We start from the raw sequence: 14,672 nt of genomic DNA, 5'->3' as shown, positions 1-14,672 counted from the left end.
TGGTACCGGGGCGGCCCGTGCACGCGCTTTGTGCCACGCGTTCCGGTCCGGCACACCCGGCGTACGCCCATCCGGTCCACTGATGTCCTGTCACCGAAGTGATGAACGGCGGGCGTTTGCCCCCGGCGCCGCCAAGTGCCGGGTTTCACTGAAAACAGGGCGACCGTAAGCCGTCGGGCCGCCGAATACTTGGCATGGACACTTCCAGAAAGTGGCCGTGGGCTGGTACGACAGACGTGGCGGAAATCCTGCCCAGGGAGGTTCCATGAAATTGTCCAGATTTGTGACTTTCTCATCCTCTGTTCTGCTCGCCGTCGGACTCGCCCTCACCGGGGCAGGCGCGGCTCAGGCGGCCCAACCGGCCGCCTCCACCGGCTATGTGGCTCTCGGCGACTCGTACTCGGCCGGCGTCGGCTCCGGCAGCTACGACAGCGCCAGCGGGGACTGCAAGCGCAGCAGCCTCGCGTACCCGAAACTGTGGGCGGCGGCCCACTCACCCTCGTCGTTCGCCTTCGCCGCCTGCTCCGGCGCTCGTACGGGTGACGTTCTCTCCAGCCAGCTCTCGGCCCTGAACTCCTCGACCGGTCTGGTCTCCCTCACCATCGGCGGCAACGACGCGGGCTTCGCCGACACCATGACCACCTGCGTGCTGAAGTCCGAGGCGACCTGTCTCGCGAGCCTCGCCACGGCCAACACCTACATCGACTCGACGCTCCCGGGCCTGCTCGACAAGGTCTACGCGGCGATCTCCGCCAAATCACCCTCCGCACACGTGGTCGTGCTCGGCTATCCGCGCTTCTACCAGCTGAACGGCACCTGCATCGCGGGGCTCAGCGAGACCGAGCGCGCCGCGATCAACTCGGCGTCCGACCACCTCAACGCGGTGACCGCCAAGCGCGCCGCCGACCACGGCTTCGCGTTCGGGGATGTCACCTCCGCCTTCTCCGGGCACGAGATCTGCTCGTCCAGCAGCTGGCTGCACAGCGTGAACATCCTCAATCTGACCGAGTCCTACCACCCCACGGCAGCCGGTCAGTCCGGCGGCTATCTCCCGGTGCTCAACGCACAGGACTGACACCCGCCGCGGGGGAGGAGGCCCTGTCCCCAGGGCCTCCGTCCGGCTCCGGAGGTCCGCCGGGGCCTGCGGGGCCGGACCGGTCAACTCTCGCCGCAGGCAGATGTATTCGGAGAGTCACCGTCAACCTCCGTATGACAGAGGTGAATCCGGCGCCCGGGATACACGGGTGCCGCCGAGGGGCGATAGGGTTACTGTGCCCCGGGCCGGGTGCCCTCGTACGGGTGGGGAGTGACATGGAACAGATAACAGTGCGCAGCAGGCCACGAGTGCCTGCGATTACGTGCGGAAGCGGTGCGACCAGCTCGCGCCTCGACCGTCATCTCTCGGTGCTCGGCGGCCCTGTCGTCCCGCAGCGAGAGTCGGCAGAGGCGACGTCGCTGATGCGTGAGCTCACTTCACGCGATGTCGCCCACTCCAGGACGGGCAGAGGCGCACGGGTGAAGCTCTTCGCCCCGCTGCGACGACTGCGCCGCACGCTCTTCGGCAGCCGCGGCTGAAGCCACCGACTGGAACATCCGGTCCACGACCGGGCGACCACACCGTCCCGGTGCGGCGCTGCTCACGTCCCGCCCGTCATCCCCGGGGCGCGCAGTGGCGCTCCGGTGTGCTCGCCGGTCCGCGGGTTCCGGTCTCCGTACGTCATCGACAGCAGCCCTTGTTGCGCCCCCGCCCGGACCCGGGGCAGCCCTTCCGTCCTTCCGTGAGACGGCCCTCCGACACCCCGGCCCTCCGACACCCCGGCCCTTCTGGCGCCCGGCCAGCCGCGCCCGCCTTCCCGGTCCCGCGGGCCGCTCGTGCGTGAACGAACGCCGCAACGCGGTGCCGGAGCCCGCGGTGGCGGCGTCACATCAGTGCGAACTGCCCTTCCGGGCCCTCCTCGTGATGGTCGAACACCGAGGCGGGGCGGCGGGCCCCCTCGGGCACCGGAAGGACGCCGGCAGCCTCCAGTTCGGCCCTCCTGACGCAGGGGCTCTCCGATACCCGCCGGCGCAACGCCGCCTGTTCGTCCCGGAGTTCGGCCAGCAGGGCCAGTACGGTGATCAGCTCCAGCAGCTCGGAGCTCCACTCCGGCGGCCAGCCGGCCGGTCGCAGCGCCTCCAGCGTGCCGGGCTCCGCCGGAGCTGTCCTGTTCCCGAACCAGAGGTCGAGCACCCGCGCGCCGCCGACCGTGAAATCCCAGGCCCCGGCGGGCACCGGCGCGATGCGCCCGGCTCCGAGCAGCAGAGCCTCCTCGCCGGGGTCGTACTCCGGCGGCCCGGGCCGGGGCGGGACGGCGGCCCGCACATAGGGGCGGCGGCCACCGGGCAGCCGGGGACGGCCACCGCCGCGCGCTCCGCGCAGCTGGATCCGCAGCAGCCGCCGGCCCAGTTCGGTCCCGGACGACCAGAGTCCCGGGTCCGCGGTCAGGGGGACGGCGCAGCCGCCCGGCACAAGGCGGGCCACGGCGACCGCCCAGGCGAGGAGCTGCCCTGCGGTGACCTCCTGGCCGTAGCGCGCGGTGAGCAGAGCGGCCAGCCCCGGGGCGATGTTGGGCTCCGCCCCGCCGGGCCTGCGGTACAGCGGTCTGATCCGTCCCGGCCGGCCCGCCGGGGTACGGCCGTCGGGGAGCGCCGCGGAGACGAGCAGCGCGGGGCCCGGCTCCGCGGACCCGCTCCCGCCTGCGGCGCCGGCCTGCTCGACGGCGAAGATCTGGCGGTCGTCGGTGACCCGCCACAGCTCCGGCCGGGCGGCGTCCAGCAGCCGGTGGTCCGGGATCAGCCACTGCTCGTCGAACGGTCCGCAGCCGAACCGTACGGGTGCCGGGCACGGCCCCGCCTCCCGGCTGAAGCGGCCCGTCCCGGAGGGCTGTCCCGGCAGCGCCGGTACGGAACTCCCCGGCGTCCTGGCCCTGGTGGGGCGGAACAGCCGCTCCCGTTCGGCGCCGTCGGCCCGGACCAGAGCGTCCCAGCGGGCCTTGAGCGAACGGGCGTCGGGCGCCACCACCCAGCCGCGCCCCAGCCGTGGGGACCGCACCGACCAGGGCATCAGATCGTCGAGCAGAGGAACGTCATCGGTCACGGTCCGCATGCTAAGGGCTGTCGTCAACGCGCCGTCGTCCGGCCGGAGGTGGGGCCGCCCGGGTTCACCGGCGCGGCTACGGGGCCTCACGGAACGCGCCCGGCGTCGTCCCCGTGCGCAGCCGGAAGAACTTCGTGAAGTCGCTCGCGTCGGCGAACCCGAGCCGGGCCGCGACCTCCGTGGCCGCGAGACCGCTGTGCCGCAACAGCCGTTTCGCCTCCAGCAGCACCCGGTCGTCGATGTACTGCTTCGCTGTCCGGCCCGTCGCCGCGAGTGTCGCGCGGGTCAGCGTGCGCGGGCTGTAGCCCAGCGCCGCCGCGTAGTCCTCCACACGCCGGGTCACCGCGTGGTCCCGCTCGATCGCCGTGTGGAGGCGGTGGAACGTCCCGGACGCGGCAGCCGTTCGGGGCGCCGGTCCGCGCGCCTGGGCGAGCCGCACCATCAGTACGGACAGCAGGGCGCGCAGTACCTCGGTGTGTGCGGCCAGGGGGAGGGAGGCCATCGCCCCGTACTCGTAGGCGAGATGGTCGAGAGCCCGCCGCAGACCTTCCGCTGCCTGGCCTTCGGGGGTCAGCGGACCCTGTTCGTACGGCGGGTCCATGTGCGCCGCCGACACCGTGGCGGGCGGCAGGAAGCCCGGCTGGAACAGCACGACCACCCCGTCCGCCCCTTCCAGGTCCGGGCCGAACCGCTGTACCTGCCCCGGCCGGATCCACAGCCACGACCCGGGGCGCAGCTCGTGCTCGACGAAGTCCACCCCCACACGAAGGGGCCGTTCACGGGCGCCGATCAACTGGTGGAAGGCGGGGCGCAGCGGCACATACGGGTCGTTGCCGTGACGGCGGGAGCGCGCGTACAGGCCGGCGAGCTCCATCACCTCGACCCCGGCCGGTGTACCGGCGGTCGGGCTGTACGCCAGCTCCCTGACGCCGGGGCGTCCTGCATCGTGTCCGTTTTTCCCCATCGCGAGTCCCGAGGATACCGCTGCCGCGCCCGAACCTCCTTCTAGCGTGGAGGAACAGGTCAGCGACGTGTCAGGAGGGGTCAAGTGCGGTTGGTCGTGGGAATGACCGGGGCGACAGGCGCCCCGATCGGTGTCCGTCTCCTGGAGAACCTGCGGGAGCTGCCGGATGTGGAGACGCACCTGGTGCTCTCCCGCTGGGCCCGGACCACGATCGAGCTGGAGACCGGTCTGTCGGTGGCCGGGGTGTCGGCACTCGCCGATGTCGCGCACCACCCCGATGACCAGGGCGCCACCCTCTCCTCCGGGTCGTTCAGGACCGATGGCATGGTGATCGTGCCGTGCTCCATGAAGACCCTCGCGGGGATCAGTGCGGGATACGCGGACGGGCTTGTCGCGCGCGCAGCCGATGTGACCCTCAAGGAGCGGCGCAGGCTCGTTCTCGTCCCGCGCGAGACACCGCTGAGCGAGATCCACCTGCAGAACATGCTCGCGCTGGCCCGCATGGGCGTGCGCATGGTGCCGCCCATGCCCGCCTTCTACAACCACCCGCTGACGGTCGACGACATCGTCGACCACATCACGGCCCGCGTCCTCGACCAGTTCGACCTGCCGGCGCCCGCCGCCCGGCGCTGGGCCGGTATGCGCGAGGCGCGTGCCGCTCGCCCTGACGCGGTCCGAAACCCCGTACAGAGCTGAGGAATTCACCATGCATCATGATGATCTGCGCAGTTTTCTCGATACTCTGGACAAGGAGGGGCAGCTGCTGCGCGTCACTGACGAGGTGCTGCCCGAGCCTGATATCGCGGCCGCCGCCAACGCGACGGGCCGAATCGGCGAGAACGCCCCGGCCCTCCTCTTCGACAACGTGAAGGGATTCACCAGCGCCCGTATCGCGATGAACGTGCACGGCTCATGGGCCAACCACGCCCTCGCGCTCGGACTGCCGAAGAACACTCCGGTCAAGGAGCAGGTGGAGGAGTTCGCACGGCGCTGGGACGCCTTCCCCGTCGCACCCGAACGCCGCGAGGACGCGCCCTGGCGCGAGAACTCCCAGGAAGGCGGCGATGTCGACCTCTTCTCCGTCCTGCCGCTGTTCCGCCTCAACGACGGCGACGGCGGCTTCTACCTCGACAAGGCAGCCGTCGTCTCCCGCGACCCCGGGGACCCCGGCGATTTCGGCAAGCAGAACGTCGGCACGTACCGCATTCAGGTCATCGGCCCGGACCGGCTCGCGATCCAGCCTGTCCCCATGCACGACATCGCCCAGCACCTGCGCAAGGCCGAAGAGGTGGGCGAGGATCTGCCCATCGCCATCACCCTGGGCAACGATCCCGTGATGGCGATCGTCGCCGGGATGCCGATGGCGTACGACCGGAGCGAGTACGAGATGGCCGGCGCGCTGCGCGGTGCGCCCGCGCCGATCGCCACGGCGCCGCTCACCGGCTTCGACGTGCCGTGGGGCAGCGAGGTGGTCATCGAGGGCGTCATCGAGTCCCGCGAGCGTCAGATCGAGGGCCCGTTCGGGGAGTTCACCGGCCACTACTCGGGCGGCAGGCGGATGCCGGTCATCCGTGTCGACCGTGTCTCGTACCGCACCGACCCCGTCTTCGAGTCGCTCTACCTCGGCATGCCATGGACCGAGTGCGACTACCTCGTAGGCCCCAACACGTGCGTGCCGCTGCTCAAGCAGCTGCGCTCCGAGTTTCCCGAGGTGAAGGCGGTCAACGCCATGTACACGCACGGCCTGATGGTGATCATTTCCACGGCCCGGCGGTACGGCGGCTTCGCCAAGGCCGTCGGCATGCGCGCGATGACCACGCCGCACGGGCTCGGCTACGTCTCCCAGGTGGTCCTCGTCGACGAGGACATCGACCCGTTCGACCTGCCGCAGGTCATGTGGGCCATGTCCGCCAAGGTCAACCCCAAGGACGACGTCGTCATCATCCCCAACCTGTCGGTCCTCGAACTCGCGCCCGCCGCCCAGCCCGCCGGCATCACCAGCAAGATGATCACTGACGCGACGACCCCGGTCGCCCCCGACATCCGCGGCAACTTCTCCACCCCCGCCAAGGACCTCCCGGAGACCGCCGCGTGGGCAGCCCGGCTGCGGCGCATGATCGCCGACCGCCCCGTGACACCCGCCCCCTGATACGACCTGCCCCGTGACACCTGCCCCGTGACACCCGCCCCGTGAAACCTGCCGAAAGGACAACTGCCATGAGTGTCCCGCCCGTCGAGTGCCCCGAGTGCCCCCGCTGTGCCTTCACGGCGATCACTCGCCTCGCCGTGTCACCCGTGCCCGGAGTGTGGGACGTGCTGCAGTGCGGCCGCTGCCTCTACACCTGGCGCACCAGCGAACCAGCCCGCCGCACCCGCCGCGACGCCTACCCGGACGCGTTCAAGCTGACGCAGGCCGATATCGACAGTGCGATCGAGGTGCCCACGATCCCCCCGCTGCTCGGCCGGGACTGACCGATGCCGGAGCGGGCACACAGCGAAGGGATCATGTCCCCGGCCCTACTTTCTGACCACCAGGAAGACGATCACCGCGATGACGGCCAGGGCCGCCACCACCACGGCGGCGATCTTGCCCTTGCTGTACGGACGTTCGCCGATCACCTCGGCGGTCCGTGCGTTGACCATGACCTGCCAGCTCTTGCCCGCGTAGAGATAGGTCAGGAACCACACGGGCAGCAGCATCAGCTTGAAGGTGAGTCCGGAGTACCGGGTGTCCACCGAGTGGACCCGCTGCTCGTCCCCGCCGATGTCGGACCGGCAGTCGCGTGTGATGACCTCTGCCATCCGCTCCTTGGCCGTCACCAGCCCGTCCTCGGGCTCCACGTCGTACCGCACGGTCTGGAAACCGGCCAGGTACTCCGGCTGGAAGGGCTCGGCCTCCTCCAGTGGCCACGGCGTCAGCTTGTCCAGCTGCTTCGTGGCCACGTGGGTGGTCCCCGCGACCAGTACATCGTCGAAGTCGCGGCTGACCGTGCCGGAGGCCGCGAACCAGCGGGTATGGCGCACCTCACGGGTCTTGGTGACGGTCTCGCCGTTCTCCGTGGTGGTGTACGTCTCGGTCACGTAGTAGTACTCACCGCGCTGGCCCCGGTAGTGGGAGAGCGTCCCCGCGTCGTACGTCCAGTGCGGCAGATAGCTGCCCTTGAACGTCTCCGCCTCGCTGACCTTCTTGAGGCTGGAGGGGGCGAACCAGCGGGAGGACGTCCACGTGCGCAGCGCCTCACGGGCGTCGTTGCGGTCGAGACCGAAGGGGACCACCGCCTCCGGTGCCACCCGCTCGGTGGCGTCCGGCTCCGTGACCAGTGCGGTCGCGCAGAACTGGCAGCGGGCGGAGAGGTCGTCGCTCTCGGTGTGGGCGGCGCAGCCAGGACAGACATAGGTGCGCAGACCGGGGGGCGTGGAGCCCAGCGGTTTGGCGGGCAGTGCCGCGAGCTCGTCCCAGCTGTGCTCGCGCACCTGCCGGGGCACCGCGGTGACCGCCTGCTCCTGTCCGCAGTACGGGCAGCGCATCGCGCCGGAGCCCGGCGCGAACTCCACGGTGGCGCCGCACGCCTGGCACGGGTAGGAGCGGGAAGCCGGGCCCGGCACGGGGACCCCCTGGCCGGGCCCGGTGGCGGGGCCGGTGTGCTGATCGTCGGTCGTCATCGTCCGCCGCCTCAGCCCTGGGGCGGGAGCGGTGGCGGAACGGAACCGAAGAGGCCGCTGACCCCGGGCACCTGACCGGCCGGGAGCCAGCCGGACATCCCGTCCTTCCAGACGAGCGTCGCACGCGTCAGGGTGCCCGCACCCACCAGCCCGCTCAGCACACCGCTGTCGTACGGCCCCTGCTGGGCGCCGTCGACGCCGATGAACCACTGATCCTGCGCGGGCAGCGGCGGCGGACCCGCCGGGGCCGCGGCGGCGGCCGGAGCGGGCGCCGCGGGCTGCTGCGGGGCGAGCCCGGCTGCCATCCGCTGTCCGGCCGCCATCCCCAGGCCCAGCCCCATGCCCTCGCCGACACCGCTGCCGGGGGTCCTGGCGCCCGCGCCGAGCGCGTCCGCCGCCTGGAACTGGGTGTACTGGTCGAGATTGCCCGCGATGCCCATCCGGGAGCGGGTGTCGATGGCCTGCTCCACCTCGGGCGGCAGCGAGATGTTCTCGATGATGAACCTGGGGACCGCGATACCGACCGGCGACAGCTCCTGGGTGAGCGCGCCGGCCAGCTTCACACCGAGCGCCTCCTGCTGGGTGGCCAGATCCAGCATCGGTACACCCGAGCTGGCCAGCGCGGTGCCCAGCTTGCCGACGATCAGCTGCCGCAGGTACTCCTGCACCTCCTCGGTGCGGAACTGCGGGTCGGTGCCCGCGAGCTCACGCAGCAGCGCGGCCGGGTCCACCACACGCGCCGCGAAGGCGCCGAAGGCGCGCAGCCGCACCATGCCGAACTCGGGGTCGCGGACGATGACCGGGTTCTGCGTGCCCCACTTCATGTCGGTGAACTGACGGGTGGTGACGAAGTACACCTCGGCCTTGAACGGCGAGTCGAACCCGTACTTCCAGCCCTTCAGCGTGGAGAGCAGCGGCAGGTTCCGTGTCTCCAGCGTGTACGTACCCGGCTGGAACACGTCCGCGATACGGCCCTCGTTGACGAAGACCGCCGTCTGCGACTCGCGCACGACGAGCCGGGCGCCCATCTTGATCTCGTTGTCGTGGCGCGGGAAGCGCCAGACGATCGTGTCCCGGCTGTCGTCGGTCCATTCGACGATGTCAATGAATTCACCGCGGATGCTGTCGAACAGCCCCATGGGACATCCCCCGCTCTCGTTCGCGTGCTTCTCCTGACACGCCTGGGAACGATAGCAACCGGTTCGGACACCTGGTCGAGCCGTCCACAGGCCCCCGCGCGGACCTGCCAGCCGGGGCCGTCACGCCCGCCGGTACCGGGGGATCAGCCCAGGGATCAGGGCGCCTCCACCGTCACGGAGAAGGAGAACCTGTCGCCCCGGTACCGGATCCGGGCCACGTCCACGACCCGGTCCGCCTCGTCGTACGTCACCCCCGTGTAGTGCAGGATCGGGGAGAGGAGCGGGACCTGCAGGAGCTCGGCCGTCACCGGGTCCGCCAGCCGGGCCTCGACCGTGTCCGTGATCCGGCTGATCCGTACACCCACCCCGTCGCGCAGGACCTTGGTCATCGGCCAGCGCTCCAGATCGCTGATCCGCACGGCGGCGGCGGTCTCCGGACGGAGCGCGTTCTCCGCCCAGTTGGTCGGCTCGCCGCTCTCGCCGTCGCAGCGCAGCCTGGTGAAGCCGACTATCTCGTCCAGGCCCGGAAAGTACTCGGACAGGTCGCCCGGTACCGGGGCCGGACCGTGGCTCAGCACGGTCGTCCGCTCGCCCGACTGCTGGGCGACGATCGCGTCGATGGACCCCAGCAGGCGGCGCGGAGCGCTGGGCCGTGCGCCCGGGTCGATGAAGGTGCCGCGCCTCCGGTGCCGGGTGATCAGCCCTTCCTTCTCCAGCTCCTTGAGGGCCTGGCGCATGGTGAGCACGCTGACCCGGTAGTGCCCTGCCAGCTGTTCCTCGGTCGGCAGCCGCAGCGGATCCTGCGGATGGCGGCCCAGTATCGAGGCCCGCAGGGACTGCGAGACCTGGTACCAGAGCGGCAGCCTGCGGTTCAGGACCAGCGAGTCGGGCGCGAAGGCGGTCACATGGCTCTCCGTACGTACGGACGGCCGGCCGTACTGGCACCGGACGGCGGCCGGCCGTGGTGTCCGATTATCTCTCAGCCCTCCCAGTGCCTGGCCAGCCCCTGCCACACGTCGTCGTACCCGGCCTGCAGGTTTCCGGCCTGCGCCGCCTGCGCGGTCGCCGTCAGCGGCCAGCGCGTCTCGAACATGAAGGCAAGCCCGTCGTCGATCTTCTGCGGCTTGAGCTCGGCGGCTCCGGCCCGCTCGAAGGTCTCCCGGTCCGGACCGTGCGCGGACATCATGTTGTGCAGGGAGCCGCCCCCCGGCACGAATCCGCCCTTGCCCGCCGTCTTCGCGTCGTACGCGCCCTCGATGAGCCCCATGTACTCGCTCATCACGTTGCGGTGGAAGTACGGCGGTCTGAAGGTGTCCTCGCCGACCAGCCAGCGCGGCGCGAAGACCACGAAGTCGACACCGGCGAGACCCGCGGTGTCGGAAGGGGACGTGAGCACCGTGAAGATCGACGGGTCCGGGTGGTCGTAGCTGATGGACCCCAGGACATTGAAGCGGTGCAGGTCGTAGACGTACGGCACATGGTTGCCGTGCCAGGCGACGACGTCCAGTGGCGAGTGGTCGTACTGCGCGGCCCAGAGGTTGCCGCAGAACTTGTTCACCACCTGGACCTCGCGTCCGCCGTCGCCGTCGTCCTCGAAGGCGGCGACCGGGGCGAGGAAGTCCCGTGCGTTCGCCAGGCCGTTGGCGCCGATCGGGCCGAGGTCGGGGAGCTGGAAGGGGCGGCCGTAGTTCTCGCAGACATAGCCGCGGACCACCGGGTCCAGCAGCTCGACACGGAACCGGACCCCGCGCGGGATCAGTGCGATCTGACCGGGCCGCGCACTCAGCAGCCCCAGCTCCGTACGGATGAGGAGTCCGCCGCTCTCGGGGACGATCAGCAGCTCGCCGTCGGCGTCACTGAACGCCCGGTCGGTCATGGGGGAGTTGGCGTGGTAGAGGTGCACGGCCATCCCGGAGCGGCGGCTCGGGTCGCCGTTGCCGCCGAGGGTCCACAGGCCGGCCAGGAAGTCCGTGCCCGGCGCGGGCTCGGGGAGCGGGTCCCAGCGGAGCCTGTTGGGGTCGGGGACCGTCTCGGTGAACGGCCCGCCGCGCACCGCGCCGTTGTCGATCCGGACGAAGGGCGGGTGGGCGGCGGACGGCCTGATCCGGTAGAGCCAGGAGCGGTGGTTGTGCGCCCGGGGCTCGGTGAACGCCGAACCGCTGAGCTGTTCCGCGTACAGACCGAGCGGGGCGCGCTGCGGCGAGTTCCGCCCGTGCGGCAGGGCGCCGGGCACCGCCTCCGTGCTGTGCTCATTGCCGAAGCCCGAGGAGTACGCCAGTGCCCCGGCGGTCTCCCGGGCCCGCTCGATCTCTCTGGCCTGCTCGATGGTGCTCATCGCTCGCTCCCGGTGCCGAAAGAATCCTATGCTCAACAGTAGGATTGCGCTTACCGCGCGTCAACGGGCAGAAACCGGCGGCGACACGGCGCCGGGGCATCATGGAGCGCATGCCCGATCCGAACGCGCTCCGGCGCGTCCCCGTACAGCAGCGCAGCGCCGAGCGGCTGACCCGGATACTCGACGCCTGCGCGGAAATCCTCGACGAGGACGGTTACGAGCAGCTGACCACCCGCGCCGTCGCCGCTCGGGCCGCGGTGCCCATCGGTTCCGTCTACCGCTTCTTCGGGAACAAGCGCGCGATGGCCGACGCTCTGGCCCAGCGCAATCTGGACGGCTACGCCGGGCGGATCGCCGAGCGGCTGACCGCGCTCCCGGCCGCGGACTGGCGCGGGGTGATCGACGCCGTACTGGACGAGTACCTCGCCATGCGGCGGAGCGTCCCCGGGTTCGCCTTCGTCGACTTCGGTGTCCCCGCGGCACTGGACGACCCCAACCCGAAGGTCGCCGACCGCCTCACCGGGCTGCTCGCGTCGCACCTCGGCAGGGCCGCCGACGACAGGCTGCGCCGCAAGGTGCTCGTCGGGGTGGAGGCGACCGACGCCCTGCTCCAGCTCGCCTTCCGCGCCGAGCCGTCGGGGGACGCCGGGCTGATCGCGGAGGCCCGGGAACTGCTGCACGCCTACCTCGGGCCGGCGCTGGACTGAACGTGTTCCGGGCCGAACGCCGGACCGGCCGGACCCCGGGGCCCTGGCGCCAGAAAACTAACACCGCTAGTTTGGGCGGTGACGGTCAACCGGACGGCGCCGCACGGCGTCGCGCCGGTGCGGCAGGCACCGGCAGGCTCTGCAGGCTCAGGAGGAGTGCGATGAAGGCCCACGACGGCATGTACATCGGCGGCGAGTGGCGGCCCGCGGCGGGCCGGGACACCATCGCGGTGGTCAATCCGGCCGACGAACAGGTCATCGGCCATGTCCCCGCCGGCACTCCGGAGGACATCGACGCGGCGGTACGGGCCGCCCGCGAGGCCTTCCCCGCGTGGGCGGCGACGGCGCCCGCCGAGCGCGCGGCCAGGATCGGGGCGCTGCGCGACGTGCTGGTGGCCCGCCGCGACGAGATCGCGGAGACCGTCACAGCGGAGCTGGGCTCACCTCTGCAGTTCTCCCAGCTCGTCCATGCGGGCGTGCCCGCCCTGGTCGCCGGTTCGTACGCGGAACTGGCCGCCTCCCACCCCTTCGAGGAGAAGGTCGGCAACTCCACCGTCCTCTCCGAACCCATCGGTGTCGTGGGCGCGATCACGCCCTGGAACTATCCGCTGCACCAGATCGTCGCCAAGGTCGCCCCGGCGCTCGCCGCGGGCTGCACGGTCGTCCTCAAGCCGGCCGAGGACACCCCGCTGACGGCGCAGCTGTTCGCCGAGGCGACCGCGGAGGCTGGGCTCCCCGCCGGAGTCTTCAACCTGGTCACCGGGGCCGGGCCGGTCGCGGGCCAGGCGCTCGCCGGCCACGAGGGCGTCGACCTGGTCTCCTTCACCGGCTCCACGGCGGTCGGCCGCCAGATCGGGGCGGTCGCGGGCGCCGCGGTCAAGCGCGTCGCGCTGGAGCTGGGCGGGAAGTCCGCCAACGTCATCCTGCCGAGCGCCGACCTCGCCAAGGCGGTGGGCGTCGGCGTCGCCAACGTCATGGGCAACTCCGGCCAGACGTGCAGCGCCTGGACCCGGATGCTGGTCCACCGGGACCAGTACGACGAGGCGGTCGCCCTCGCGGCGGCCGCCGCCGCCAAGTACGTCCCGGGCGGCCGGATGGGCCCGCTGGTCAACGCCAAGCAGCTGGCCCGGGTGCGCGGATACATCGAGAAGGGGATCGAGGAGGGGGCCCGGCTCGTCGCGGGCGGCCCCGAGGCGCCCCTGGAGCGGGGGTACTACGTCAGTGCGACCGTCTTCGCCGATGTCACGCCCGACATGACCATCGCGCAGGAGGAGATCTTCGGCCCGGTCGTCTCGGTCATCGCCTACGAGGACGAGGAGGACGCCCTGCGCATCGCCAACGGCACCGTCTACGGCCTCGCAGGCGCGGTCTGGGCCGGTGAGGAGAGCGAGGCGGTGGCCTTCGCGCGGCGGATGGACACCGGACAGGTCGACATCAACGGCGGCCGGTTCAACCCGCGTGCGCCCTTCGGCGGTTACAAGCAGTCCGGTGTGGGCCGCGAGCTCGGCTCGCACGGCCTTGCCGAGTACCTCCAGACCAAGTCCCTGCAGTTCTGAGCCCGGGAGCAACGCACATGGTCCGCGCCGCCGTCCTGTCCGCCATCGGTTCCCCGCTGGAGATCACCGGCATCGAACTGCCCGAGCCCGGCCCCGGCCAGGTCCGGGTCCGCCTCGCCGCCGCCGGGGTCTGCCACTCCGACCTCTCGCTGGCCAACGGCACCATGCGGGTGCCCGTTCCCGCGGTCCTCGGCCACGAGGGCGCAGGTACCGTCGTCTCCGTGGGGGAGGGCGTCACCCATGTCGCCCCCGGTGACGGTGTCGTCCTCAACTGGGCGCCGTCCTGCGGGAAGTGCCATGCCTGCTCGCTGGGAGAGGTGTGGCTCTGCGCCGACGCGCTGTCGGGGGCGGCCGGGGTCCACGCCCGTACCGCCGACGGCACCGCGCTCCATCCCGGCCTGAACGTCGCGGCCTTCGCCGAGGAGACGGTCGTCGCCGCGAACTGCGTCCTGCCGGTGCCCGACGGCATCCCGCTCCAGGACGCGGCCCTGCTGGGGTGTGCGGTCCTCACCGGGTACGGCGCCGTCCACCACTCGGCCCGGGTCCGTGCGGGGGAGACGGTCGCGGTCTTCGGGGCGGGCGGGGTCGGCCTCGCGACGCTGCAGTCCGCGCGGATCGCGGGCGCGTCGGAGATCATCGCGGTCGACGTCTCCCCGGCCAAGGAGGAGCTGGCGAGGGCGGCCGGCGCCACCGAGTTCCTGGTCGCGTCCGGGACGACGGCCAAGGACATCCGCCGGCTGACCGGCGGTCACGGCGTGGACGCCGCAGTCGAGTGCGTCGGCCGCGCGGTGACGATCCGTACGGCCTGGGAGTCGACCCGGCGCGGCGGGCGCACGACCGTGGTGGGCATCGGCGGCAAGGACCAGCAGGTCACCTTCAACGCCCTGGAGCTCTTCCACTGGGGCCGCACGCTGTCCGGCTGCGTCTACGGCAACTCCGACCCGGCACAGGACCTGCCGGTGCTCGCCGGGCACATCCGGGCGGGCCGGCTCGACGTCGGGGCGATGGTGACGGAGCGGATCGGCCTGGAGGGGATCCCCGGGGCGTTCGAGAACATGCTGGCCGGCAAGGGCGGACGGGCGCTGGTGGTCTTCGACCAGTGACCGGTGGTCAGTGACCGGTGACCAGTGACCAGTGGCCGGTGAGCATGGGCGCGGGTCCGGGCATCCGCG

Annotated in this window: 14 protein-coding genes; 8 read left to right on the top strand and 6 right to left on the bottom strand. The window is 71.5% G+C overall.

What is annotated here, in order from left to right; genetic code table 11:
* Nucleotides 1–265: 265 nt before the first annotated feature.
* Together OG917_RS07060 and OG917_RS07055 are read left to right on the top strand one after the other, a co-directional pair.
* The gene (locus OG917_RS07060) at nucleotides 266–1,075 is read left to right on the top strand and encodes an SGNH/GDSL hydrolase family protein (RefSeq protein ID WP_328316680.1); all 810 of its coding nucleotides are present in this window, start codon (nucleotides 266–268) and stop codon (nucleotides 1,073–1,075) included.
* Between the two features lie 236 nt (nucleotides 1,076–1,311).
* Nucleotides 1,312–1,575, top strand: coding sequence for a hypothetical protein (locus tag OG917_RS07055; RefSeq protein ID WP_328316679.1), 264 nt, complete (start codon nucleotides 1,312–1,314; stop codon nucleotides 1,573–1,575).
* Nucleotides 1,576–1,921: 346 nt separating this feature from the next.
* Here OG917_RS07055 and OG917_RS07050 read toward each other — a convergent pair whose 3' ends face one another.
* Together OG917_RS07050 and OG917_RS07045 are read right to left on the bottom strand one after the other, a co-directional pair.
* The gene (locus tag OG917_RS07050; protein ID WP_328316678.1) at nucleotides 1,922–3,145 is read right to left on the bottom strand and encodes a type ISP restriction/modification enzyme; all 1,224 of its coding nucleotides are present in this window, start codon (nucleotides 3,143–3,145) and stop codon (nucleotides 1,922–1,924) included.
* A gap of 67 nt (nucleotides 3,146–3,212) precedes the next feature.
* Nucleotides 3,213–4,100, bottom strand: a complete 888-nt coding sequence (locus OG917_RS07045) for a helix-turn-helix domain-containing protein (protein WP_328316677.1) — start codon at nucleotides 4,098–4,100, stop codon at nucleotides 3,213–3,215.
* Nucleotides 4,101–4,184: 84 nt separating this feature from the next.
* Between OG917_RS07045 and OG917_RS07040 the strand changes: the two genes are divergently transcribed.
* From OG917_RS07040 to OG917_RS07030, 3 genes are all read left to right on the top strand, one after another.
* Entirely contained in the window at nucleotides 4,185–4,796 is a 612-nt protein-coding gene (locus tag OG917_RS07040) for a non-oxidative hydroxyarylic acid decarboxylases subunit B (RefSeq protein ID WP_328316676.1), read from the top strand.
* Between the two features lie 10 nt (nucleotides 4,797–4,806).
* A complete protein-coding gene (locus OG917_RS07035) occupies nucleotides 4,807–6,249 on the top strand; it encodes a non-oxidative hydroxyarylic acid decarboxylases subunit C (RefSeq protein ID WP_328316675.1) in 1,443 nt (480 codons plus the stop codon).
* A gap of 68 nt (nucleotides 6,250–6,317) precedes the next feature.
* Nucleotides 6,318–6,572, top strand: coding sequence for a non-oxidative hydroxyarylic acid decarboxylases subunit D (locus OG917_RS07030; protein ID WP_328316674.1), 255 nt, complete (start codon nucleotides 6,318–6,320; stop codon nucleotides 6,570–6,572).
* Between the two features lie 45 nt (nucleotides 6,573–6,617).
* Here the strand turns inward: OG917_RS07030 and OG917_RS07025 are convergent, their stop codons facing one another.
* The 4 genes from OG917_RS07025 to hmgA form a co-directional block, all read right to left on the bottom strand.
* Complete coding sequence (locus OG917_RS07025; protein ID WP_328316673.1) at nucleotides 6,618–7,763, bottom strand: hypothetical protein; 1,146 nt, start codon at nucleotides 7,761–7,763, stop codon at nucleotides 6,618–6,620.
* Nucleotides 7,764–7,774: 11 nt separating this feature from the next.
* Nucleotides 7,775–8,902: an SPFH domain-containing protein gene (locus OG917_RS07020; protein ID WP_328316672.1), complete on the bottom strand. Its 1,128-nt coding sequence runs from the start codon at nucleotides 8,900–8,902 to the stop codon at nucleotides 7,775–7,777.
* Nucleotides 8,903–9,057: 155 nt separating this feature from the next.
* Nucleotides 9,058–9,807, bottom strand: coding sequence for a GntR family transcriptional regulator (locus tag OG917_RS07015; RefSeq protein WP_328316671.1), 750 nt, complete (start codon nucleotides 9,805–9,807; stop codon nucleotides 9,058–9,060).
* 74 nt (nucleotides 9,808–9,881) lie between these two features.
* Nucleotides 9,882–11,237: a homogentisate 1,2-dioxygenase gene (hmgA, locus tag OG917_RS07010; protein ID WP_328316670.1), complete on the bottom strand. Its 1,356-nt coding sequence runs from the start codon at nucleotides 11,235–11,237 to the stop codon at nucleotides 9,882–9,884.
* A 101-nt stretch (nucleotides 11,238–11,338) separates the two neighbouring features.
* On the opposite strand from hmgA, the gene OG917_RS07005 reads away from it, so the two are divergent.
* The 3 genes from OG917_RS07005 to OG917_RS06995 all read left to right on the top strand — a co-directional run bounded on the left by OG917_RS07005 (nucleotide 11,339) and on the right by OG917_RS06995 (nucleotide 14,603).
* Complete coding sequence (locus OG917_RS07005) at nucleotides 11,339–11,944, top strand: TetR family transcriptional regulator (protein WP_328316669.1); 606 nt, start codon at nucleotides 11,339–11,341, stop codon at nucleotides 11,942–11,944.
* Between the two features lie 161 nt (nucleotides 11,945–12,105).
* Entirely contained in the window at nucleotides 12,106–13,500 is a 1,395-nt protein-coding gene (locus OG917_RS07000; RefSeq protein WP_328316668.1) for an aldehyde dehydrogenase family protein, read from the top strand.
* 17 nt (nucleotides 13,501–13,517) lie between these two features.
* A complete protein-coding gene (locus OG917_RS06995; RefSeq protein ID WP_328316667.1) occupies nucleotides 13,518–14,603 on the top strand; it encodes a Zn-dependent alcohol dehydrogenase in 1,086 nt (361 codons plus the stop codon).
* The last annotated feature ends 69 nt before the right edge of the window (nucleotides 14,604–14,672 follow it).

It is taken from the genome of Streptomyces sp. NBC_00388 (assembly GCF_036061255.1).
GTDB lineage: Bacteria > Actinomycetota > Actinomycetes > Streptomycetales > Streptomycetaceae > Streptomyces.
Note: the sequence above shows the minus strand (reverse complement) of the source record. Positions and strands in the feature narration are given on the sequence as shown.

Excerpts from the sequence above, each read along its gene's own strand:
- OG917_RS06995 (WP_328316667.1), top strand. The coding sequence starts at position 13,518 with ATGGTCCGCGCCGCCGTCCTGTCCGCCATCGGTTCCCCGCTGGAGATC.
- OG917_RS07025 (WP_328316673.1), bottom strand. The coding sequence starts at position 7,763 with ATGACGACCGACGATCAGCACACCGGCCCCGCCACCGGGCCCGGCCAG.
- hmgA (WP_328316670.1), bottom strand. The coding sequence starts at position 11,237 with ATGAGCACCATCGAGCAGGCCAGAGAGATCGAGCGGGCCCGGGAGACC.
- OG917_RS07005 (WP_328316669.1), top strand. The coding sequence starts at position 11,339 with ATGGAGCGCATGCCCGATCCGAACGCGCTCCGGCGCGTCCCCGTACAG.
- OG917_RS07060 (WP_328316680.1), top strand. The coding sequence starts at position 266 with ATGAAATTGTCCAGATTTGTGACTTTCTCATCCTCTGTTCTGCTCGCC.
- OG917_RS07055 (WP_328316679.1), top strand. The coding sequence starts at position 1,312 with ATGGAACAGATAACAGTGCGCAGCAGGCCACGAGTGCCTGCGATTACG.
- OG917_RS07030 (WP_328316674.1), top strand. The coding sequence starts at position 6,318 with ATGAGTGTCCCGCCCGTCGAGTGCCCCGAGTGCCCCCGCTGTGCCTTC.
- OG917_RS07050 (WP_328316678.1), bottom strand. The coding sequence starts at position 3,145 with ATGCGGACCGTGACCGATGACGTTCCTCTGCTCGACGATCTGATGCCC.
- OG917_RS07000 (WP_328316668.1), top strand. The coding sequence starts at position 12,106 with ATGAAGGCCCACGACGGCATGTACATCGGCGGCGAGTGGCGGCCCGCG.
- OG917_RS07045 (WP_328316677.1), bottom strand. The coding sequence starts at position 4,100 with ATGGGGAAAAACGGACACGATGCAGGACGCCCCGGCGTCAGGGAGCTG.
- OG917_RS07035 (WP_328316675.1), top strand. The coding sequence starts at position 4,807 with ATGCATCATGATGATCTGCGCAGTTTTCTCGATACTCTGGACAAGGAG.
- OG917_RS07020 (WP_328316672.1), bottom strand. The coding sequence starts at position 8,902 with ATGGGGCTGTTCGACAGCATCCGCGGTGAATTCATTGACATCGTCGAA.